This window comes from uncultured Capnocytophaga sp. (assembly GCF_937936315.1).
Taxonomy (GTDB): domain Bacteria; phylum Bacteroidota; class Bacteroidia; order Flavobacteriales; family Flavobacteriaceae; genus Capnocytophaga.
In genome coordinates this window covers 49967-73580 of sequence record NZ_CALGWU010000023.1, presented here as the reverse complement: position 1 = coordinate 73580, position 23614 = coordinate 49967, and the positions used below count along the sequence as shown (strand labels likewise).

General features: G+C 34.9%; 21 protein-coding genes, 3 tRNA genes and 1 pseudogene. 9 read left to right on the top strand and 16 right to left on the bottom strand.

The window, feature by feature from the left end; translation table 11 throughout:
* Window positions 1-30: 30 nt before the first annotated feature.
* Window positions 31-429 (bottom strand): hypothetical protein, encoded by a 399-nt coding sequence (locus tag Q0162_RS03245; RefSeq protein ID WP_297889013.1) that lies wholly within the window; start codon window positions 427-429, stop codon window positions 31-33.
* Between the two features lie 224 nt (window positions 430-653).
* On the opposite strand from Q0162_RS03245, the gene Q0162_RS03240 reads away from it, so the two are divergent.
* Genes Q0162_RS03240 through Q0162_RS03230 form a run of 3 tightly spaced genes read left to right on the top strand, consistent with a single transcriptional unit; the run spans window position 654 to window position 2780 of the window.
* Complete coding sequence (locus tag Q0162_RS03240) at window positions 654-1253, top strand: SprT-like domain-containing protein (RefSeq protein ID WP_297889011.1); 600 nt, start codon at window positions 654-656, stop codon at window positions 1251-1253.
* A gap of 25 nt (window positions 1254-1278) precedes the next feature.
* Entirely contained in the window at window positions 1279-2352 is a 1074-nt protein-coding gene (locus Q0162_RS03235; protein ID WP_297889009.1) for a mannose-1-phosphate guanylyltransferase, read from the top strand.
* Entirely contained in the window at window positions 2337-2780 is a 444-nt protein-coding gene (locus Q0162_RS03230; protein ID WP_297889007.1) for a retropepsin-like aspartic protease, read from the top strand. The genes Q0162_RS03235 and Q0162_RS03230 overlap by 16 nt, the downstream gene beginning before the upstream one ends.
* A gap of 63 nt (window positions 2781-2843) precedes the next feature.
* Here Q0162_RS03230 and Q0162_RS03225 read toward each other — a convergent pair whose 3' ends face one another.
* The 11 genes and pseudogenes from Q0162_RS03225 to Q0162_RS03175 form a co-directional block, all read right to left on the bottom strand.
* On the bottom strand, window positions 2844-4178 hold the full coding sequence (locus tag Q0162_RS03225; protein ID WP_297889005.1) for a TolC family protein: 1335 nt from the start codon (window positions 4176-4178) through the stop codon (window positions 2844-2846).
* A 12-nt stretch (window positions 4179-4190) separates the two neighbouring features.
* Entirely contained in the window at window positions 4191-4835 is a 645-nt protein-coding gene (locus Q0162_RS03220; RefSeq protein ID WP_297889003.1) for a TetR/AcrR family transcriptional regulator, read from the bottom strand.
* A 140-nt stretch (window positions 4836-4975) separates the two neighbouring features.
* Window positions 4976-5907: pseudogene (locus Q0162_RS03215) on the bottom strand (phospholipase A).
* Between the two features lie 166 nt (window positions 5908-6073).
* A tRNA-Arg gene (locus Q0162_RS03210) sits at window positions 6074-6147 on the bottom strand.
* Between the two features lie 64 nt (window positions 6148-6211).
* Window positions 6212-6286, bottom strand: a tRNA-Pro gene (locus Q0162_RS03205).
* Between the two features lie 30 nt (window positions 6287-6316).
* Window positions 6317-6400: transfer RNA gene (locus tag Q0162_RS03200), tRNA-Ser, on the bottom strand.
* Window positions 6401-6575: 175 nt separating this feature from the next.
* Complete coding sequence (locus Q0162_RS03195; RefSeq protein WP_297889001.1) at window positions 6576-7277, bottom strand: hypothetical protein; 702 nt, start codon at window positions 7275-7277, stop codon at window positions 6576-6578.
* Window positions 7278-7359: 82 nt separating this feature from the next.
* Window positions 7360-8757, bottom strand: a complete 1398-nt coding sequence (gene lpdA, locus Q0162_RS03190; RefSeq protein ID WP_297888999.1) for a dihydrolipoyl dehydrogenase — start codon at window positions 8755-8757, stop codon at window positions 7360-7362.
* Window positions 8758-8990: 233 nt separating this feature from the next.
* Window positions 8991-10067, bottom strand: a complete 1077-nt coding sequence (locus Q0162_RS03185; protein WP_297888997.1) for an AI-2E family transporter — start codon at window positions 10065-10067, stop codon at window positions 8991-8993.
* 7 nt (window positions 10068-10074) lie between these two features.
* Window positions 10075-10431: a hypothetical protein gene (locus Q0162_RS03180; protein ID WP_281639101.1), complete on the bottom strand. Its 357-nt coding sequence runs from the start codon at window positions 10429-10431 to the stop codon at window positions 10075-10077.
* Complete coding sequence (locus Q0162_RS03175) at window positions 10403-10747, bottom strand: hypothetical protein (RefSeq protein WP_297888993.1); 345 nt, start codon at window positions 10745-10747, stop codon at window positions 10403-10405. The genes Q0162_RS03180 and Q0162_RS03175 overlap by 29 nt, the downstream gene beginning before the upstream one ends.
* A 146-nt stretch (window positions 10748-10893) precedes the next feature.
* Between Q0162_RS03175 and murB the strand changes: the two genes are divergently transcribed.
* The 5 genes from murB to Q0162_RS03150 all read left to right on the top strand — a co-directional run bounded on the left by murB (window position 10894) and on the right by Q0162_RS03150 (window position 16019).
* On the top strand, window positions 10894-11877 hold the full coding sequence (murB, locus tag Q0162_RS03170; protein WP_297888990.1) for a UDP-N-acetylmuramate dehydrogenase: 984 nt from the start codon (window positions 10894-10896) through the stop codon (window positions 11875-11877).
* The gene (locus tag Q0162_RS03165) at window positions 11877-12857 is read left to right on the top strand and encodes a glycosyltransferase family 2 protein (RefSeq protein ID WP_297888987.1); all 981 of its coding nucleotides are present in this window, start codon (window positions 11877-11879) and stop codon (window positions 12855-12857) included. The genes murB and Q0162_RS03165 overlap by 1 nt, the downstream gene beginning before the upstream one ends.
* 147 nt (window positions 12858-13004) lie before the next feature.
* Window positions 13005-13466 (top strand): DUF6232 family protein, encoded by a 462-nt coding sequence (locus Q0162_RS03160; RefSeq protein ID WP_297888984.1) that lies wholly within the window; start codon window positions 13005-13007, stop codon window positions 13464-13466.
* A 27-nt stretch (window positions 13467-13493) separates the two neighbouring features.
* Window positions 13494-14966 (top strand): cysteine--tRNA ligase, encoded by a 1473-nt coding sequence (gene cysS, locus Q0162_RS03155; RefSeq protein WP_297888973.1) that lies wholly within the window; start codon window positions 13494-13496, stop codon window positions 14964-14966.
* Between the two features lie 24 nt (window positions 14967-14990).
* Window positions 14991-16019, top strand: a complete 1029-nt coding sequence (locus Q0162_RS03150) for a quinone-dependent dihydroorotate dehydrogenase (protein WP_297888970.1) — start codon at window positions 14991-14993, stop codon at window positions 16017-16019.
* Window positions 16020-16086: 67 nt separating this feature from the next.
* On the opposite strand, the gene mscL is transcribed toward Q0162_RS03150, so the two are convergent.
* The 4 genes from mscL to alaS form a co-directional block, all read right to left on the bottom strand.
* Window positions 16087-16461: a large conductance mechanosensitive channel protein MscL gene (gene mscL, locus Q0162_RS03145; protein WP_297888967.1), complete on the bottom strand. Its 375-nt coding sequence runs from the start codon at window positions 16459-16461 to the stop codon at window positions 16087-16089.
* Between the two features lie 161 nt (window positions 16462-16622).
* A complete protein-coding gene (gene hemN, locus Q0162_RS03140; protein ID WP_297888964.1) occupies window positions 16623-17987 on the bottom strand; it encodes an oxygen-independent coproporphyrinogen III oxidase in 1365 nt (454 codons plus the stop codon).
* 105 nt (window positions 17988-18092) lie between these two features.
* Entirely contained in the window at window positions 18093-18659 is a 567-nt protein-coding gene (locus Q0162_RS03135; RefSeq protein WP_297888961.1) for an acyl carrier protein phosphodiesterase, read from the bottom strand.
* A complete protein-coding gene (gene alaS / locus Q0162_RS03130) occupies window positions 18659-21292 on the bottom strand; it encodes an alanine--tRNA ligase (RefSeq protein WP_297888958.1) in 2634 nt (877 codons plus the stop codon). The genes Q0162_RS03135 and alaS overlap by 1 nt, the downstream gene beginning before the upstream one ends.
* A 110-nt stretch (window positions 21293-21402) precedes the next feature.
* Between alaS and recG the strand changes: the two genes are divergently transcribed.
* Window positions 21403-23517, top strand: a complete 2115-nt coding sequence (recG, locus tag Q0162_RS03125; RefSeq protein WP_297888955.1) for an ATP-dependent DNA helicase RecG — start codon at window positions 21403-21405, stop codon at window positions 23515-23517.
* Window positions 23518-23614: the final 97 nt, after the last annotated feature.

Here is a 23614-nt window from a genome sequence, read left to right as displayed (position 1 = left end):
TAAGAGGTAAGATTTTCTTTTTCTTACCTCTTATCTTATATAAAAAACTTCTTTAAGTTGTTCTCTTCTTATAAAAATATACCCTTGATAATATACATCTATACAAGCGGTAACTTTTTCATTATCTATAAGTTTCCTCCATAAAAGTTTATTTTTCTCTTGATGAATATTATTAACAACAAGGATACTATCATTATGCATAAAATCTAGGTAAAAATCACAATCTGCTTTGAGATCATTGATAAAAAGAAGATCGTAAGTGGTTGCAGGTTGTAATTCGGTTACAAGACTGCAATTTTCTTTTATAGAGAGTTTTTTTTCATCTGTAAATATAGTATTCACTCCTAAATAGCGAATAATTTTCAGTAATGAAATGAGTTGTTTTTTAGATATAACTGATAAACAATTAGAGAGTTCTTTTGTACTCACTAACTGTTTATTGTACAAGCAACGAGTTACAAAATTATAAACAAAAGGAGAATGAACTCCGTGTTGATTAGTTGATCTTATGAGGAATTTTAAATAACTTATGATTGACATATTTTTCTTTGGTTTACAAACACGGCAAAAATAGAGAAAATTCACGAGTTTACGAATTGACAATTGATTATTTTTTTTGTGAATGTAAAATATTTTTTGTACATTTGCGGGCTATGAGAGAAATTCTGTTTAAATATTTACCCGAAAACGCTGTAATTCCTTGTTTTGAACTCATAAAAGTAAACAATATTTATTTGCGTATTGTAAATGAGCGAAAAACAAGGCACGGAGACTATCGGCAACTTCCTAACGGACAACATCTCATCACAATGAATGCTACTGCTAATAAATACCGTTTTTTGATAACTTTTATTCACGAAGTAGCACATTTGATAGCTTTTGAACGTTTTGGAAGACTTATCAAACCTCACGGCAATGAGTGGAAATACACATTCCAACAACTGATGAGACCTTTTATCATTCCAGAGATATTTCCTCAACAATTGTTAGGCATATTACAGCGACATTTCTTAAACCCTATGTCCAGTAGTGATGTAGACCCTGTATTAGCTATTGCTCTTAAGCAATTTGATATAAGTGAAAATGTGAGTTTTATTTATGAAATTCCAATAGGAAGCACTTTCCGGATCAAGGATGGGCGTGTATTCCGCAAAGGGCAACGCCGTGTAAAATGTTATGACTGTGTGGAAGTGAACTCTGGAAAAAAATATATATTTCAACCACACGCGGAGGTTGAACTTATTAAAACTTAAAATCTTAAATTAAAATATTACATTTATGGTAAACAATTACTATGCAGTGATTATGGCTGGGGGGGTAGGTTCACGCTTTTGGCCTGTGAGTACTACGGAATACCCTAAACAATTTCACGATATGCTAGGCACAGGGCAAACGCTCTTGCAACGTACTTATTCTCGCTTACAGAAGTTTATTCCACAGGAAAATATTCTTATTCTTACAAACGAACGATACAAAGATATCGTAGAAGAACAGATTCCTAATATATTGCCTAAAAACTTAGTATTAGAGCCTTGTATGCGCAATACGGCTCCCTGCATACTCTATGCTGCAATGAAGGTGAACAAACGTAACCCAAATGGAGTGATGATAGTAGCCCCTAGTGATGCATGGATTGAAGATGAAAAAGCCTTTATGCATAATGTCATTACATGTTTCAATGCAGCACAAAAAAACGATAATATCTTCACTTTAGGTATAGTACCTACTTTCCCTAACACTGGCTATGGCTATATACAATACGATAAAGATGATAGTACTAGTATCAAAAAAGTAAATCAATTTCGTGAAAAACCTGATTATGCTACTGCTAAAGACTTTTTAAAACAAGGTAACTTTTTGTGGAATGCCGGCATTTTTATATGGAGTACCCAAACAGTACTTAATGCTTATAAAACTTATCAATCTACTATGTATGAACTCTTCAAAAAAGGAGAAGATACTTATAACACTGAAAACGAAGTAGATTTTATAGCTAAAGCTTACCCTGAAGCTGAAAATATATCAGTAGACTATGCTATTTTAGAACCTTCTACTAATATTTACGTACTTCCTGCTAATTTTGATTGGAATGACTTAGGTTCTTGGGGGTCTTTACATGAAAAATCACCAAAAGATAGTGCTCAAAATGCCGTTATCAACGCAAGAGTATTACTCAAAGATGCTGAAAACAATATTATCCGTACTGAAGGCGCTAAATTTGTAGTAATAGATGGACTTAAAGACTACATTATAGTAGATAGAGATGATGTTTTGCTCATCTACCCAAAAGCAAAAGAACAAAACATTAAGGAAATAGTAAATGAAGTTAAAAGCAAATGGGATTTACTTTAAAGAAACTACTCATAGAGAAAGGATATATTGCTATTCCGCTTGAGTTTACCCTTACTAAACATTTTGTGCTACAAGCTAAAATCAATGGAGTGGAAGGACGTTTTATCTTAGACTCAGGAGCTTCTAATACTTGTGTAGGAATAGAGTGGACAACCTATTTTAATCTGCAAGCAAAAGCGTCAGAAATAAAAGCTGCTGGTGCAGGCACAAGTGGTATGGAAACACAAGTTGCCATAAAAAATCACTTAGAAATAGGAGCATTAAGCATCCGAAGACTTCCTCTAGTTCTATTTGATTTAACACACGTAAACGAAGCGCTACAGCAGTTTCAAACACTTCCTGTACATGGTATCATAGGTGCTGACTTACTCCAAAAGAAAAAAGCTATAATAGACTATGCGAAGAAAAAATTATATTTACTTCACTAAACTATACAAAAAGAGGTTGTTTATTATATTTAAGTAACCTCTTTTTATGATTTGATATAGAATTTACTTCATAGTCTCTAACCTCCCTTGTGATTTCAGCAACTCAATTTCTGCTAATTTATAGTCTAATAAGGCAGTAGTATAGTTATTTTTAGCATCAGATAGAGAGCGTTCAGCTTCTAATAAATCAGTGAGAGAAGCTAACCCTTGTCGATAATTGTTTTGAGTATTGAGTAACACCTCTTCAGCGAGTTTTACGTTTTCTTTTTGTGAATCAATAGTAAGGAGGTTATTAGTGAGCTGGCTACGAGCATTTTCATGAGCCAAATCCATTGCCAAACGAGTATCTTTGAGCGTAGCTTCAAGTGCTTGACTTTCTATCTGAGCTTGGCGTATTTTGGCACGTGTACCAAAACCTGAGAAAATAGGTATGTTCAATCCTAAAGTGATAGCTGAATAATCAGAACCATATACTTTATCTTTTTCACCATAAAAAATAGGTGTTTTAGGTCCCATACTCAAATATCCATAGGTAGCTTGCAAAGCTAATGATGGATAGAGTGCTGCACGTTGTACCTTTACATTAATATCTAAAAGTTGTTTTTGTTTTTCAAGTACTTGCAACTCTATACGATTATTGGTATTTCCTTTATCGAAAGCCAAATCATAATTAGCTTCAAATCCTTCTTTAGGCAATGTAATAGACTCATTCATAGGCATTCCTATCATATATTTAAGTGCATTTTCGGAGAGTTGTAATCCGTTAAGTGCTTGCTGGCGTGCCGATTTGAGATTATTTACAGCCACTGTAGTGCGATCGAGATCTATTTTTTTAGATAAACCTGATTGGTTTAATCCTTTTACTACATTAGCTGTTTTCTCGGTAAGTGCCAAATTACTTTCTATATTTTCCAATGTTTGTCGGGTTTGATATACTTGATAGTAAGCTTTGGCTACCTTTTCTATAATATCATTTTCAGTAAGTTGTTGATTGAGCATATAGAATTCACGGGTAGTACGCGCTGCTTTTAGTCCCATAAATACCGATTGATTGAAGAGTACTTGGGTAAGTTTAGCTTCAGCATTAGCCGACCATTTTTGTCCCATTTCCATTTTTAAAGGGTCTCCACCAGGTATACCAAAGGTACTACCATCAATATAAGTAGCTTGTAATTTAGGATTGTATACCATACCACCTGAAGCTGAAATATTAGGCAATGCATTAGCACGTACTTCTTGTATCTTATAATTGGCTTTGGTCACTTCTAATCGCGCTTTCTCAGCATCAGCTTTATTTTCTAAAGCATAACGAATAGCTTCTTTTAAAGTCAATTCTTTTTGTTGTGCAAAGCTCATAAAACTGAGGCAGAACAAAGCACTTGTAATGATTTTTTTCATTGATATTTGTTTTTAGTCATTAGTTGTTAGCAACTGAAATTCGTTTATTTTTTGTTTTCTTTCTTGTTCTAATACTCGTTCTAATTCTTTAAGTCCTTTTTCATTGACAAGTATCCTAAAAAAGTACTCTAAAATAGTATAGATAGTTTCCCAGAAGGGAAATTCTCTTTCAGGGAAAGTATGAGTTATAGAGCGGAGACGTTGTACACTAGTATAGAAAACCTTATAGAAGTTCACATTGATATCTTTTCTAAAAAGACCTTCTTGCCAACCTTTTTCTAAGAGTTTATCTATAAAAAGTGCATCAGTTTTAGCAAACTCACCTTCCATACGTTCGTATGTTTTAGGATAGTATTTTTGTAACTCCCAAATAGGGCGGTCGCTGTTGATATTGAAAACTTCTTGAACTTTTTTCTGGTTGCGGTATACATTTTCTATCACAGATCCTTCTCCTTGTACAAAAGTAGTTACATTTGTACAACTCATCTCTAAAGCATAATCTAAACAAGCATCTACTAAATCTTGTTTAGAGGGAAAATGTTCATAAAGCGTCTTTTTAGACATCCCCTTTTTGTTAGCTAAATCATCCATAGTAAAGGTTTTAAACCCATACTGCATAAAGTCATTTAAAGCGCGCTTTACAATATCCTCTTTCATACTATATTAATTTGTTGATTTGTCAATTTATTAAACCTCTTGATTTCGGGGGCAAAGGTACAACGAAAAAACTTAATAAACAAAAAAAGTTTCCTTTATTTTAAATAAGAAGTAAGAGATAAAGGGTAAGATTGGTTTACTTAAAGGCTTAAGAAGGTAAATCCTATACCTACGATTGTTTGTTTATAATTATAATCGATAAGGGAATCGCCATAGCCGTGAGATGCTTGCAAGAGAATACGCAGGTCGCGACTAAGAGGGTATATCCAATTTAACTCTACGTGTCCACGATTATGATTAAAATTTAAATTATTTCTCACTTTCAAATTAAAAACATTTTTACCGAATGGGTAAGCAATGCTCAATTCACAACGTCCTATATAATTCTCAATATCGGGATTGTCATCTTCTCTTGCCTTTTCTGAGAAACGCCACCAGAAACGGCTATTAACCATTAAATCATTCCATAGGAAAATACCTGAAAAATAATCCTGTTCCAACTGCGGGAATGTGCCGCTTCTTTACCATTAGATTGGTGATTTACGGATAAGCCTATCATTTTCATTTTTAGGTTCCCTGCTGAGAAGTTGAGTGGATAGGTAAAGATGAGTTCGGGTTCATAATTCAATTCTCTAAATGGACGTGAGAGTTCGCCATTATACATCTGCCAATAGGATTGCTGAGTGAAAGCAACCCAGACATCGCCTTTACCAAAAGCGTCTTGCATAATTTTAGCTTTTAGGCTTACTTGAAATTTTGTTTCTATATGTTGATAATCTCTCCATTCGGGGATAGGGCGGTCGGGGTTAAGGCTTATGGGTTGCTCTGTAGGTTTATCAGTAAAGCGGAATGGCATTACATACATAGGGAGGTATTCTACGAGTTTAAAAGTACCGCGTTGGTCTTCACGGTCGAGTTCCCATATTTTTGACAAAGCGCGTTCTAATTGTGCTTTTCTATAAGCTTTCTGATCTACTTTAGGGAGTTCTTGTAGAGAATCTTTTATTGTTTTTTGGGAAAAAATAAAAGGTGATGCTGCTAAAAATAGTATAAATAAGGAGTGTTTCATTATTCTGTTCTTTGTTTTGCGGGTGCAAAGGTACTGACAAAAACTTTATAAACAAAAAAAGTTTTCTAAAATAAAAAAGGACACTTGCTCTTTAAAACAAAATAACGCAGAGCGGAAACTCTGCGTTATTTCGAACATAAATTTTAATACAAAATGAAACAAATTCTCGTGATCACGACAGGATTCGAACCTGTGACCGTCTGCTTAGAAGGCAGATGCTCTATCCAGCTGAGCTACGTGACCCTATATTTCAAAAAAAATATTTCAAAAATGTCACTAAAAGGAACATTAATGAAATATTTTATTGTCGGGGCGGCAGGATTCGAACCTGCGACCTCCTGGTCCCAAACCAGGCGCGATGACCGGACTACGCTACGCCCCGAGAAACTTATCTAATGAGTACATTTAGATGCGGAGAGACTGGGACTCGAACCCAGGCGACGGTTACCCGCCGACAGATTAGCAATCTGCTCCGTTACCACTCCGGCACCTCTCCGTTTATGTATATGAACTTATTATTTCTGTTTTGCGGTTGCAAAGGTATAACGATTTTTCATTTCTTGCAAGTTTTTCGCAAACTTTTTTTAATATTTTTTATAAAATATTTAGTAAACAGTTATTTATCAAATACATAGTATTTATATATTTTTGTTTTAGAAAGAATATATCACTTATTTTTCTATGCCTTTTCTCTTCCAAAATTGTACTTCGTCATTTATTTTATATTGAATGTAGAAGATACCAAACAGCAAGGTGAAATACCAATTTCTAAATTGTATAATTTTACTCTTCTTTTCAATCTGTTCTTGTAAAAAAAATAATATTACTATTGTCCAAATAATCAGTGAGGAAATACTAATAATATACAATATATTTAGATTTCCAATTTGGGAATTACTCCAATCGGTAATACCCATAAAGTTAAGACGCAGGTGGTATAGATACAAATATACCAATACTATCCAGAAGTATTTGGTATTGATATTGTATTGTTTGTATTTTTTCATTATCCAAATAGGTACATAAGCACCTAATGAGAATACGCTTACCAGCAACAATACCCATATATTCATATCGTAACGTGGTGCTTTATCTGTTTCTAAAAAATAAGCTACCAACCCATAGAAAAAATAAATACCTGAAGCATATCCAAAAAAGTAAAAAAACTCTAAACCTTTTAGGTTTAATGGATATATATTTACTACTAAGCTTATTATGGGCAAGAAAATATTAACAGCAAATAGTTGATAACTCATTCGTTTCCAATCGCTTCTATTTTTAATTAGATAGTAGATTAAAAATGCATATAGAAAAGTTCGATAGCTAAAAAATAGCTTTAGAAAGACTTCTTTATAATCAATGTATTCTAACATAATAAAGTTTTTTTTAAAAAAAACTCCAAGCAATTTTGTTACTTGGAGTTTTTAGATATTTGTTTAAATTTGTAAGTACTGATTAAATATCAATAGCTTCACCATAAGCAGCGGCTACAGCTTCTTTTACGCCTTCACTCATAGTAGGGTGAGGGTGCACAGCTTTGATAATTTCGTGACCTGTAGTTTCTAACTTGCGGGCTACTACGGCTTCAGCAATCATATCGGTAACACCAGCTCCAATCATATGGCAGCCTAACCATTCACCATATTTAGCATCGAAGATTACTTTGATGAAACCTTCAGTAGTTCCTGCGGCATTAGCTTTACCAGAGGCTGTGAATGGGAATTTACCTACTTTTATTTCATAGCCTTTTTCTTTAGCTTGTTTTTCTGTAAGACCTACTGAAGCTATTTCAGGAGTGCAGTAAGTACAACCAGGTATGTTGCCATAGTTAAGAGGTTCTACGTGCATACCTTTGATTTTTTCCACACAGATGATACCTTCAGCAGAAGCTACGTGTGCTAAGGCTTGTCCTGGCACTACGTCACCAATAGCATAATAACCAGGAATGTTAGTTTGATAGAATTCATTTACTTGAATTTTATCGCGTTCAGTTTTAATACCAACTGCCTCTAAACCAATATTTTCTATATTTGTTTTGATACCAACAGCAGAGAGCAAAATATCAGCTTCGAGCACTTCTTCTCCTTTAGCGGTTTTCACGAATGCTTTTACACCTTTACCTGAAGTATCAACTTTGGTTACTTCTGCAGAAGTCATAATATTGATACCTGATTTTTTGAGGCTCTTTTCAAGTTGTTTTGAAATATCCTCATCTTCTACAGGAACTATATTAGGCATAAACTCTACAATAGTTACTTCGGTACCCATAGCATTGTAGAAGTAAGCGAACTCAATACCAATAGCACCACTACCTACTACAATCATTTTTTTAGGTTGCTCTGGAAGAGTAAGTGCTTGACGATAACCAATGATTTTTTTACCGTCTTGAGGAAGAGCAGGTAACTCACGTGAACGAGCTCCAGTAGCGATAATGATATGGTCAGCACTATATTCAGTTACTTTACCGTCTTTATCTTTTACATCTACTTTTTTACCTGGTTTAAGAGTACCATAGCCCATAATCACGTCTATTTTGTTCTTTTTCATTAAGAACTGTACCCCTTTGCTCATTGTAGAGGCTACGTCGCGACTACGTTTGATAACAGCAGGAAAATCTTTGTCGAAAGAGCCATCCTTTACTTTGATACCATAGCTTTCAGCGTGTTTAAGATATTCAAACACTTGTGCTGATTTTAGCAAAGCTTTAGTAGGGATACAACCCCAGTTGAGGCAGATACCTCCGAGGTTTTCTTTTTCGATTACAGCGGTTTTGAAACCTAATTGAGAAGCGCGAATGGCAGTAACATAACCACCAGGACCACTTCCTAATACAATAACGTCGTATTTACTCATTTCTTTTAAAATTTATCAATTTTGATATTAGGCTACAAAGTTACAATTTTTTTTTGAATAGTTATTACACAAAGTATTTTTTTTCTTAGTTATTTTTTTTAATTGTTTGAAAAAAAGCAGATTAATAGCTATTTAGCTTTTTGTAAAATTTAGAGTTATATTTTTAATTTAGCATCTAAGAATTGTATTTTTATTTTATCGGATATTTCTACAAACCAATAGTTGTTTCATAGTTATAGATTTTTAGTAAGTAGTACTACTATTTTGTTATTAGGAAAAAACTCTTTTAAAGTCACTTTTAAGACAGTATAGGCTGGAATAGCAACTACCATCCCTAACATTCCAAAAAGAGTACCACTGATGAGGGTAATAAGAAATATCTCTAAAGCAGTAGATTTTACAGAATTTGAAAAAATAAGAGGTTGCGAAAAAACATTATCTACTAACTGTCCTACTAAAAAGCCTATCAACACATAGAACGTAGTAGGCAAGGTTACACTCATAAAATCATTTTGCAGATTACTGCTCATTGTTAGTAATGCCATTAATATAAAACCTATCATTGGGCCTATGTAGGGAATAAGGTTTAGTAATGCACAGAGCAATGCTATAATAAAGGAATTTTCTACCCCAAAAATAAGCAACACAATAGTGTAAATAACAAAAAGTATGCTAATTTGAAGTATCAATCCTACAAAATAACGCGATAAGAGGTTGTTTATTTTGAAAATAGAGGTTTTGAGTTTTCGTTTTCTGTGAGTAGAAAAGGTAGAAAGAAGGGCTATAAGAATTTTTTCACCATCTTTCATAAAGAAAAAGCTGATAAAGAGTACTGAAAAGGCTCCCACTCCAAAATCACTAATAAAAGAGATAAAAGAATTAAGAAAGTTAGGAATATCAATAAAATTCAACATTTCTTGTACTCCAAAAGAATAATCTTCTTTTTGAAAACCTACCTTACTGAGGGTTTGTTGAATAAGGTTGTCTATATTAGTTTTGAGTAAATCGATATTAAGCCCTGATAGGTTCTTGCCTTGTGAAACAAGTAGTGGAATAAACAAGCTAAAAACACTCAAGGCTAACAAGATAAAAATTGTCATTGTAAGGATAACACAGAGGGTTTTGCTCTTTATTTTTAGCCTTTTATAGAAGAACTGAATAAGAGGTTTCCCCATTAGTGTCAGTACCAATGATACAATGAGATAAATAATAATAGATTGCAGTAAGTAGAGTGTATAGAGCCCTAATACTACTAAAACAATGATTCCTACGGCACGAAGTATGCCATTTGCTATTTCTTTTGAGTTCATAATTAATTTATTGATAACCAAAATCCTCTCCGTCTTCATCTTGAAAAACGATAGGGGTTTGCTTTCTTATCCAATTTAAAAATTGTGTAAGGGTTCTCTCTATACTTGGGGGATGTGCACTGATTTCTATAAAAATATAGTCCTCTTGATCTAAAAAGATACGTACACTATATGACCAATCAGCTGGGGGAGGTTTACTCTCAATACCTTTTAGCCAATATTCACCTTCTTTTATTAGATAGGCACCTATTTGCATTGGATGACGCACATAAGTATCTAATGAAATAATCTGTTCTTTAATTTCTTCTTTATGCTTTTGATACCAAGTAGTATCTTCAAATATTACATATCCTTCGGCTGCCATAGTAATGTGTAAAAAATGAAAAACTTACAATTTCTTTATTTGCCCAAGCCGATAGAATATCTATTTGGCAAATGGTATCATTTTCTTCTTTCCAAAAAGAAGAACGTATCTCACTAATATCCTCATTGAGATAATTCTCAAATGATAATGCAATGACATTCTCAAAAAGGTACTTATGTATTGTGTTTTGATAGTCTTTTAATGCTAATTGTAAGGTTCCTTTCTGATAGGACACCTCTACTATTTGTGCATCACTCCAATTATTTTTGAGGATATCAAGCTCCATAATTGCTAATAAAACTATAATACGTTGCAAATATACTTCTTTTAGATTTATAGTTCCAAATTTTTAGTTAGTTTTTTATCTTTTACCATCTTAGCTAACAAGCGAAGAATCAATGTTAAATTTGCTAATTTGCTAATTATCTCTTACCTTTGCGCGGTGATTTTAGATAAGCCGTTATGCAAATACCTAACACTTTCAATATCAATGCCAAAGCAAACATTTACCTCCCTATACACAGCGAAGAGGCTTTAGTTGAGGCTTTGCAACAACACAAAAATCCTTTTGTTTTAGGTGGAGGGAGCAATATGTTACTCACCCAAGATATCACACAACCTGTATTACATATTCTTCTAAAGGGTATTAGCATTGTAAAAGAAAATAATGATAATGTATGGATTAAAGCACAAGCAGGTGAAAACTGGCATCAGTTTGTGCAATATACTTTATCTCAAGGTTATGGCGGACTTGAAAACCTCTCACTCATCTATGGAAATGTAGGAACTACCCCAGTGCAAAACATTGGAGCTTATGGGGTTGAAATTAAAGATGTAATGGAGAGTTGTGAGGCTATCAATATTCACACTTTACAAAAGCGAAATTTTACCAACGCCGAATGTAGTTTTGGCTATCGTGAATCTATCTTCAAAGGAAAAGAAAAAGGCAATTATATTATCTCAGCAGTTACTTTCAAACTCACCAAACGCAATCATCTTTTGCATACCGAATATGGGGCTATCCAACAGCTACTCACAGAAAGAGGGCTCTCCTCCCCTACTCCTAAACAACTCTCGGAAGTAATAATAAGCATACGCCAAAGCAAACTGCCTAATCCTGATACATTAGGGAACTGTGGTAGTTTTTTCAAAAATCCTATCATTTCAAAAACTAATTACGAAGAATTAAAAATTCAATATCCAGATATTCCTTCTTACCCTATTGATGAAACACAAGTAAAAGTGCCTGCAGGTTGGTTGATAGATCGCGCAGGGCTCAAAGGATATAGAAAGGGAGATGCAGGAGTACACAACTTGCAAGCCTTAGTGCTTGTGAACTATGGAAAAGCTACTGGCAAAGAAATTTTAGCTGTGGCTCATTATGTACAAGCAACTGTACTCAAGCAATTTGGCATCACCTTAGAATTTGAAGTAAATATTTTCTAATGAATATATCAATTGTCATACCACTACTCAATGAACAAGAATCATTACCCGAACTTTATCAGTGGCTACATAAAGTACTTACTGAACATAGTTATTCCTACGAAATTATTTTTGTAGATGACGGTAGTACTGATAATTCTTGGCAGGTGATTGAAGAATTATCGGCTAAAGATAGTAACATAAAGGGTATTCGCTTTTTGTGCAACTATGGTAAATCACAAGCGCTACACGCTGGCTTTAAACAAGCACAAGGAGATGTGGTGATTACTATGGATGCCGACCTGCAGGACAGTCCTGATGAGATTCCTGCTCTTTACAATATGATTACCCAAGAAGGGTATGACCTCGTATCAGGCTGGAAGAAAAAACGTTACGATTCAGTTTTGGCAAAAAACCTACCTTCTAAACTCTTCAACTGGGCAGCACGCAAAACCTCAGGTCTCACACTTCACGACTTTAATTGTGGGCTTAAAGCCTACAAACAAGAGGTTGTAAAGAATGTTGAAGTATCAGGAGAGATGCATCGCTATATTCCCGTATTAGCAAAGAATGCGGGGTTCAATCGTATTACTGAGAAAGTTGTGCAACATCAAGCTCGCAAATATGGTGTTACAAAATTTGGTATAAGTAGGTTTATCAACGGATTTTTAGACCTTATCACCATTAGTTTCTTGTCGCATTTTGGCAAACGACCAATGCACTTTTTTGGAGCACTGGGAGTACTGATGTTCTTTATAGGATTCTTATTCTCAGCTTACCTTGGAATTGATAAATTATTTATCAACCCTAATGGTCGCCTTATTGCTGATAGACCTCAGTTTTATCTTGCACTTATTACTATGCTTATTGGTACACAGTTATTTATTGCAGGTTTTTTGGGGGAGATTATTTTAAAAACTAAAAGTAATGGAGAAAGATATAAAATTAAAGACAAAATACTAAATTGTAAGTTTGACCTAGAAAATACCTCACAAATTTAACCTAGGTAATTTGATTATTAAATTTATATCTCTTTACAAATTACTCATTATAATGAAAGTTTTTTAGATTGGCAAATAAAAACAAAATTAAAACAACTTAAACTCTGACAAAATCCATTTTTTTAATAATAAAACTAGTAATAAATTATGGACAATCAAATTAATAAAGAAAGAATCTTCTTTCAACAAAATAATGTATTAGTTTCTCAATCAAGATTAGTAATAGGTGATAAAACATATGTTTTGCGAAACATTTCATCAGTTTCAACTGCTTCCAACTATTGGGTAAAAAAACCTAGCAAAACGCTTTATAAAGTTCTCATAGGTTTCGCTTCTGCATTATTACTCTTTCAATATCAAACTATCAGTATTAGCAAAATGCTAAAAACTGCCTCTTCTTCAATCTCTTATGTTATAATATTTATTTGTATTGCTCTTATTATTTTTGCAATATATAAAATAAGCAAGTTAAAGCCTGAATATTTCTATAACTATTATGTAAGAATCAGCAGTAACTCAGGCACTTCAGATGTATTAAGTTCTCCTGATAAACAATACATTGAAAAAGTGGTAGAAGCATTAAATCAAGCAATTATCTATCGCGGTTAATCTTTAATAATTAATTACAATATCAGAATGAATCATCAATTAAAAATATTCAATTCCTTTACTGGAGAAAAAGAAGTTTTTGTACCCTTACACGAAAATAATGTAGGGATGTATGTATGTGGACCTACCGTATATAGTAACGTCCACTTAGGTAATGTGCGTACTTTTATGTCGTTTGATTTTGTGTATCGCACACTTAACTTTTTAGGTTACAAAGTGCGCTACGTACGTAATATCACAGATGCTGGTCACCTTACCGATGATGGCGATGTGAATAATGACCGCTTTGTAAAACAATCTCGCCTTGAAAAACTTGAACCTATGGAGATTGTACAAAAGTACACTGTAGATTTTCACAAAGTTTTAGAAATATTCAACTTACTACCTCCTACTATTGAACCTACTGCTACAGGGCATATACTAGAACAAATACAACTTACCGAAAAATTACTAAAAGATGGATTTGCTTATGAAAGCAATGGTTCTGTATATTTTGATGTACTTGAATACAACAAACGAGGACTCAATTATGGAGAACTCTCACATCGAAATATCGAAGAACTTTTTGCTAATACTCGTGACTTGGACGGACAAGGAGAAAAGCGCAATCCTCAAGACTTTGCGCTCTGGAAGAAAGCTTCTCCAGCTCATATTATGCGTTGGGCATCACCTTGGAGCGATGGGTTCCCTGGTTGGCACTTAGAATGTACAATAATGAGTACAAAATATCTTGGTAATCAGTTTGATATTCACGGGGGTGGTATGGATTTAAAATTTCCACACCACGAATGCGAAATAGCACAAGGGAAAGCTGGTTACGGAGAAAACCCTGTTCGTTATTGGATGCACGCCAATATGCTCACAATGAACGGACAACGTATGAGTAAATCTACTGGTAATTATATTTTGCCAATGCAACTTATAAGTGGAGAAAACACTTTCTTTGAGAAAGCTTTTGCTCCTGCTGTTATTCGCTTTTGCTTTATGCAAGCCCACTATCGTAGTGTGCTTGACATCTCTAATGAAGCTATGCTTGCTGCTGAAAAAGGATTCAATAGACTTATGGAAGCAGTAAAAATATTGAATGAAAAAACTACTGCTTTAGAACACCCAGGACCTCTTTCTTATGAAATAGATAAATGGAAAGAAAAATGCTATGATGCACTTTTAGATGATTTCAATTCACCTATACTCATAGCTCATCTTTTCGAAGCCGTAAAATGGATTAATGGTGATGAAAAGATTTCAGTAGCCGAACTCAAGGAATTAAAAAATCTAATGAACGCCTTTATTTTTGATGTTTTAGGTTTACAAAGCGAGCAACAAGCTGCTAATAACAATGACAAACTCGATGGAGTTCTCCAACTACTTATCAATATGCGAATGGAAGCTCGTGCTAATAAAGATTGGGCACTTTCCGACAAGATTAGAGATGAACTCCTCGCATTGGGCATTCAGCTTAAAGATGGTAAACAAGGAACTAGTTATAGTGTAAATTAAGAAAAGTATTTTAAATCAACAGCTATGTACAAGTTATTCATCCGTCCTTTATTATTTAGTCTTGACCCCGAAAAGGCACATCATTTTACTTTCAGATATTTGAAGTTGATACACAAAATACCTTTTGTATCCTCTCTCATTCGGGCTATCTATCAAGTAGAACATCCTTCTTTGCACCGAGAGGTTTTTGGATTACACTTCAAAAACCCTGTGGGATTAGCAGCTGGGCTCGACAAGGACGCTACTTTATACCAAGAATTATCCAACTTAGGTTTTGGTTTTATAGAAATAGGCACCATTACCCCTAAACCACAACTTGGAAATCCTAAAAAACGACTTTTCCGTCTTATAGACGATAAAGGAATTATTAATCGTATGGGGTTCAATAATGAAGGAGTAGCAGCGGCTGTAGAGAGACTCAAAAAAAACAAAAGTGTATTAATAGGAGGCAATATAGGAAAGAACAAAGCAACTCCTAACGAGGAAGCTGTAAACGATTATCTCATTTGTTTTGAACAACTTTTTGATTATGTAGATTATTTTGTAGTAAATGTAAGTTCTCCTAATACTCCTAACCTACGCTCACTGCAAGAAAAAGAACCTCTTAAACAGTTGCTAAATACCCTTCAAGATAAAAACTCAACCAAAAAAGAACCTAAACCTATTCTTTTAAAAATCGCTCCTGATCTCACCGATGAACAGTTATTAGACATCATAGAAATCGTAAAAGAAACGCATATTGCTGGGGTAATTGCTACCAACACAACTATTAATAGAGATGGACTACAGTCTGATAACAAGAAAGAAACTGGTGGACTTAGTGGAAAACCACTTGGCAAGCGCGCTACTGAAGTAATTCGATTTTTAAGTGAGAAAAGTGGTAAAGCCTTTCCTATCATAGGTGTAGGAGGTATTTTTAGTGAAGAGGATGCTCTTGAAAAATTAGAAGCAGGAGCTTCATTAGTACAACTTTACACTGGATTTATCTACGAAGGAGCGGGACTTATAAAGCGTATTAATAAAAAACTTATAAAAAAGAACCACGCCTTATAAAATAGGGCGTGGTTTTAATTAAACAATTGTTGAAATGTGTAGTGTTGCGGTTACACGATTTTTTTATTTATTTTTTCAATAAATCTCTAATTTCAGCTAATAGTTCTTCTTGAGTAGGACCAGCTGGCGCTGCTGGAGCTTCTTCTTCTTTCTTCTTCATTTTATTTATACCTTTTACAAGCATAAACAATGCAATAGCAACACACAAGAAGTTGATTATAGCCGCTAAAAACTTACCGTAAGCTACTCCATTCCATACTAAACTTTGTAAATTTTCAGCTCCTGTAGCTTTTAAAGCTGGTGCTAATAACAAAGGAGTAATCACATCAGATACTAATGATGACACAATAGCACCAAAAGCAGCCCCAATGATAACCCCAATGGCTAAATCTACTACGTTGCCTTTTACTGCAAACTCTTTAAATTCTTTTAAAAATCCCATAATAATTCAATTTTTAAGTTAAAAAAATGATTTGTTTTTATTTCGGGGCAAAAGTAATATTTTTTTCTAAAAATACAAAAAGAAAAGGGACGAATTTCACAACTGTCCCTTTTCATCACTAACTAAAAAACTCAATCACTATAACGGTTAAGTATAACTTTTTAAACTGTCATACTAAATATTTTGGTGTTAGGCATTTTGCGTTGTAAATGTAAATCAAAAGCCATACAAATATTTCTAATAAAAGGTTTCCCTGCATCAGGAACTTCTATACGATTGTTTGATATATGTAACAATCCATCATTTTGCATCTCCTCCAAGTGTGCTATTACTTCATTTATTTCAAAGAATTGAAGTGATTCATCAGTCCAAGAAGTCTCAAACTGGCACATTAAGTTAAGAATGTGACGCCTGATAATCAAATCTTCTTTATTAAGAATATGTCCTTTACAAACAGGAATTTCATTCTTTTCAAGACGTGAATAATAATCGTCTAAGTCTTTTTCATTCTGAGCAAAACCATACCAACTATCACTGATAGATGACATTCCTAAACCTATCATCACTTGAGTTTTAGAGGAGGTATACCCCATAAAATTACGATGTAATTGTTTGTTTTTGAATGCGTGATACATACTATCAGTAGGTAAAGCAAAGTGATCCATTCCTATTTCTATATAGCCTGCCTCAAGTAGATGCTGTTTACCCACTTCATACAATTGACGCTTCACTTCTCCTGTAGGTACATGTTCATCTTTAAAACCACGTTGCCCACTACCTTTTATCCAAGGCACGTGTGCATAACTATAGAAAGCTATACGATCTGGACGAAGGGTATTACTTTTATCAATAGTGAAGAGTACATCGTCTAAGGTTTGAAAAGGCAATCCAAAGACCAAATCATGGCTCACTGAGGTATAGCCGATAGTTCTGGCTTGTTCGGTAACACGCTGTACATTCTCAAAAGGTTGCAAACGATGAATGGCTTTTTGCACTTTAGGAGAATAGTCCTGTACTCCATAACTCACACGTTTGAAGCCTAAATCATAAAGGGTTTGCAAATGTATTTCAGTGGTATTATTAGGATGACCTTCAAAACTAAATTCATAGTTTTCTACTCTATCAGCACGCTCAAAAATTCCTTCTATCAAACGACATAATTGAGAAGGTTGAAAAAAGGTAGGAGTACCACCTCCTAAATGTATTTCTTTAATACGAGGGCGTTCTTTCAAAAAATCAGTATACAATTGCCACTCTTTGAGTACTGCTTCTATATAAGGTATTTCCATTTCGTGACGTTTGGTAATACGCTTATGACAACCACAAAAAGTACAAAGGCTCTCACAAAAAGGTAAATGAATGTAAAGACTAATACCTTCAGTACTATTACTCTCAGAATATGATTTGGATAAACTCTCTAACCATTTTTCAGTGGAAAAAGTACTACTATCCCAATAAGGAACAGTAGGGTAGCTAGTATAGCGAGGACCTGCTACATTGTATTTTTGAATGAGAGATATTGGCATTTTTGTACAAAAAACGAGGCAAAGGTATAAAAAAAAGTGAAAAGTGAAAAATGAAAAATGAAAAATAAATAGCATCAACAATACAATCTTCTGAAAACCAATACTTCATATAGATCTTTGTATTTCTCCAAAGAAGTTTTCAAACTCTTTTTCATATAAACTTTCATCTTTGCACAAATCATTGGCAGCATATTGCATTTTGGAAATAAATCCCGTACGCCTATCCATTTGGTAGAGTATTGATGCTATTCCTTCAATAGTCTGATATTTTTCTAACCAATGTTCTGCTATGATATATTTGCTCAAATTCTGTGCTTTTTCACTTAATAAGAGTTGATGTTTTTCTAAAGAGTTGTAAAAACGTTGGGCATATTGTTCTAAAGATATAGTAGAATATTCTTTCCAATGTTTAGCAAGAAAGTAATCGTAGTAAATATCTACTAAAACTCCTGCATAATGATTATATGTAGGCACTAGGCGATGTTTACTTTGTCGGAAAATAGGATGCGCATCAGTGAATGTATCAATTTTGCGATGTAATAAAATACCCCGTTGCATTGCTTCGGGGTATTGTAAGTATTCTTTACCTCGTACGGTATCGGCAATAAAGTTACCAATGGTAAGTAATTCATCACCTTCTCCTGAGAGATAAATATGGGCTAAAAAATTCATTATAGAAAGTCTTTTACTTTAGATAATGCTTCGGCAATACCTTCAGGTTTTTTACCTCCTGCAGTGGCGAAGAATGGTTGACCACCTCCACCTCCGTGAATGTATTTACCTAATTCGCGTACTATTTTGCCAGCGTCTAAACCTTTAGCTTGAGCTAATTCTTTATTGATATAACACAATAAGAGTGCTTTACCTTCTTCGTGAGCTGAAGCAAAGAATACAAAAGCATCTTTCACCTCATTACCTAATTCAAAAGCAAGGTCTTTAAGTGTTGCTACCTCAGCATCTACTTGCTTGATAAGACATTGAATACCATTAATTTCTGTAAATTCAGCTTTGAGATTAGCTTTGAGTTGTTTAGCTTGTTCTTTTTTCAGTTGTTCCAATTCTCTGTGCAAAGCTGCATTTTCTTCTTGTAAATGTGTGATAGCTTTCACAGGGTCTTGTGTATTTTTAAGTGTTTCTTTGATACGCTCTACCAGCTGTTCTTGTTCAATGAAATACTGCATAGCTCCTCCACGAGTGATTGCCTCAATACGACGAATACCTGCTGCTACGGCTCCTTCTGAGATAATTTTGAAAAACCAAATATCACCTGTATTTTTCACGTGAGTACCCCCACAGAGTTCTTTACTATCTCCAAACTGAATCATACGTACACGGTCGCCATATTTTTCACCAAAGAGCGCCATAGCCCCTGATTCTACCGCTTGTTGGATAGGAATATTTCGGTGTTCTTGCAAAGGAATTTTCTCAAAAATACGTTTGTTTACCAAACGCTCTACTTCTTTAAGTTCATCAGAAGTGAGTTTAGCAAAGTGAGAGAAGTCGAAACGCAAAGCTTCAGGGGCTACACGTGAACCTTTTTGCTCTACGTGTGTGCCTAATACCTCACGCAAAGCTTGATGTAACAAGTGTGTCGCACTGTGGTTGGCTTCTGCCATTTCACGAGCTACTGGATGTACTTCGGCTTTGAATGGGTCGTTGAGTTCAGTAGGAAGATGCTCTGCTATGTGAATGATAAGGTTGTTTTCTTTTTTAGTATCTAAAATATAAATAAGTTCACCATTAGCAGCTTGTAATGTACCTTTATCGCCTACTTGCCCTCCCCCTTCAGGATAAAAAGGCGTAGTATTGAATACTAACTGGAAGTGTGTACCATCTTTCTGACTTTCTACACGGCGATATTTCACTAAACGCACTACAGCCTCTAAGGTGTCATACCCTATAAACTCTTCTTCATCGTCGTCACGAAGCACTACCCAATCATCAGTTTTTACTTGAGCAGCCGCACGCGAACGTTCTTTTTGTTTTTGTAATTGTACTTCAAACCCTTCCTCATCCATAGTGAGCCCTTTTTCAGAAAGAATGAGTGCCGTTAAATCTTTAGGAAAACCATAAGTATCATACAATTCAAAGGCTTTACCACCTGACAGTTGCTTATCAGGACTATTTTGTATCATCACATCAAGCATCAACAAACCTTGTTCAAGAGTACGCAAGAAAGAAGCCTCTTCCTCTTTTATCACACTCATAATCAATAATTGTTGCTTCTCCAATTCGGGGAAAGTAGCCCCCATTTGAGCGGAAAGGGTTTCTACTAATTTATAGATAAATGGTTCTTTTTGGTTTAAGAAAGTGAAACCATAACGAATGGCACGACGCAAGATACGGCGGATTACATAACCCGCTCCGTTGTTAGACGGTAGCTGACCATCGGCTATAGCAAAAGCTACTGCTCTAATATGATCTGAAATCACACGAATTGCAATATTTACCTGCTCTTGCTCAGGAGTTACACGACCATTACTATTATAATGACTTTTGGTAATCTCTTCTACTTTGTGAATAAGTGGAGTAAAAACATCGGTATCGTAGTTTGATTGTTTGTTTTGAAGTACCATACAGAGGCGCTCAAAGCCCATCCCTGTATCTACATTACGTGAAGGAAGTTTTTCAAGGCTACCGTCAGCCTTGCGGTTGAACTCCATAAACACATTATTCCAAATCTCAATAACTTGAGGGTGGTCGTTATTCACCAAATCACGCCCTGCTACTTTGGATTTTTCCTCATCTGAACGGATATCTACGTGAATTTCAGTGCAAGGTCCACAAGGTCCTTGATCTCCCATTTCCCAAAAGTTATCCTTCTTATTTCCAAGCAAGATATGATCTTCAGCAATGCGTTCTTTCCAAATATCGAATGCTTCTTGGTCAAAAGGTACACCATCTTCTTCGCTGCCTTCAAAAACGGTTACATAGAGATTTTCTTTAGGAATTTTATATATTTCAGTTAGCAATTCCCAAGCCCAGCTAATAGCTTCTCTTTTGAAGTAATCACCAAACGACCAGTTGCCGAGCATCTCAAACATCGTATGGTGATACGTATCGCGACCTACTTCTTCCAAATCGTTATGTTTGCCTGATACACGCAAACATTTTTGAGTATCAGCTACACGTTTGTGTTTAGGTTTTGCGTGTCCTAAGAAAAACTCTTTAAACTGGTTCATACCTGCATTGGTAAACATCAAGGTAGGGTCATTTTTGATTACCATAGGAGCTGAAGGAACAATGGTATGTCCTTTGCTTTCGAAGAATTTTAGGAATAGATTTCTTATTTCTTGTGAAGTCATATATTTTCGATTAACAGTTGATAATTAACTTTTTCAGGGCGCAAAAGTAACAATATTTTTTTCAATTAGCAAATTTGCTCATTTACTAATTATTCACTACTTTTGCCCTTATGATTCCAGAAAATATCCTACATACTTCTATAAGTCATCTACGCGGGGTGGGCGCTCAGCGAGCTGAACTCCTGAAAACGGAACTCGGCATTTATGAGTATCAAGATTTGTTGAACCTCTTCCCTAATAGGTATATCGACCGAACTAAGTTCTACAAAATCAATGAGCTACAAAACAATAATGCTGAGGTACAACTCATGGGTAAAATAGTAAATCTACGTACTGTAGAGTCGACTCATCAAAAAAGCAACCGCCTTGTCGCTACCTTTGTAGACGAGACAGGAACTATGGAACTCGTGTGGTTCAAAGGGCTAAAATGGTTGCGTGATTCTCTAAAAATCAACGAGCCTTATGTTATTTTTGGCAAGTTGAATTTCTTTGGAGGAACTTTTTCTATGCCTCACCCCGAAATGGATTTACTCAGCGAGTTCAAAAAAATAGGACATAACAGCATTCAGCCCGTTTATCCTTCTACTGAAAAATTAGCTAAACGCAACATTACCAATAGAGTAATGCGACAATTAGTACAAACTGTTTTTGAAGAAATAGGCTATAATTTTACTGAGAATCTACCCGATACAATACTCACTGCTATGAATCTCATTTCTAAGCAAGAGGCAATGTGTAACATTCATTTTCCTACCAACCAATCCTTGCTTACCAAAGCCTCTATACGATTGAAATTTGAAGAACTCTTTTATATACAAGTACAATTAGTACGCAAAAATCTGTTACACAAACAGAAATTTCAAGGACAACCTTTCAAAAAAGTAGGTGATGCTTTTATGAACTTCTACAACCATCACCTCCCTTTTCCTCTCACCAATGCCCAAAAGCGAGTACTGAAAGAAATACGTGCTGATGTAGGCTCCAATGCCCAAATGAACCGTTTGTTACAAGGCGATGTTGGATCTGGAAAAACAATTGTTGCTCTAATGACAATGCTTTTGGCAGTAGATAATCATTGCCAAGCTTGTTTAATGGCTCCTACCGAAATTCTTGCTAACCAGCATTACCAAACCATTAGTGAGTTGCTAAAAAACACTGGGATAACCGTTGCTCTACTCACAGGCTCCTCTAAAACAAAAGAACGCAGAATATTAGATGAACAATTACAATCTGGAGAACTTTCTATTCTCATAGGCACTCACGCTCTATTAGAAGAGAAGGTACAATTTCAGAATTTAGGACTTGCTATTATTGATGAACAACACCGTTTCGGGGTAGAACAAAGAGCAAAACTATGGCGTAAAAACACTATACCTCCTCATATTTTGGTAATGACAGCTACTCCCATTCCGCGTACTTTAGCAATGAGTGTATATGGCGATTTAGATGTATCAGTAATTGATGAACTTCCTCCGGGGCGTAAACCTATCAAAACCTTACACCAATATGAAAACCGACGTGCAGAGACTTATGAATTTATCAAAAGAGAAATAGATAAAGGTAGGCAGGCTTATGTGGTATATCCTCTCATAGAAGAATCAGAAGCTTTAGATTTTAAAAATCTTACTGAAGGTTATGAATATATCACAGCAAGTTTCCCTTTACCCAAATACAAAGTATCGATTGTTCACGGCAAACTTAAACCTGCTGAAAAAGATGCTGAAATGGAGCGTTTCCTGCGCAATGAAACACAAATAATGGTAGCTACCACTGTAATAGAAGTAGGAGTAAATGTACCTAATGCTTCAGTAATGGTAATTGAAAGTGCCGAACGTTTTGGTCTTTCGCAACTACACCAATTGCGCGGACGTGTAGGTCGTGGTAGTGAACAGAGTTATTGCATATTGCTCACAGGTAACAAAATGAGTAACGAAACTCGCATTCGTATGGAAACAATGGTGCGCACTAATGATGGTTTCGAAATTGCTGAAGTAGATCTTAAACTGCGAGGTCCTGGCGACCTGATGGGAACTCAACAAAGTGGAGTGCTTGCCTTAAAAATAGCCGATCTCGTGAAAGACCAAGATATACTAAAAGCTGCTCGCTTTCAAGCTATCGACCTACTCAAAGCCGACCCTAATTTAGAATTACCTCAAAACCAACAAATTGCTTATACTCTTAATCAGTTACAACGACACAAGAATTTATGGACATATATTTCGTAATCCTACAAAATATATGAAAACATTCAGTATAAAAGAAACTACTGATAACTCATTTGAAGCACTAAAGATATTTGGAAATAGTTTACCTTATTAAAAA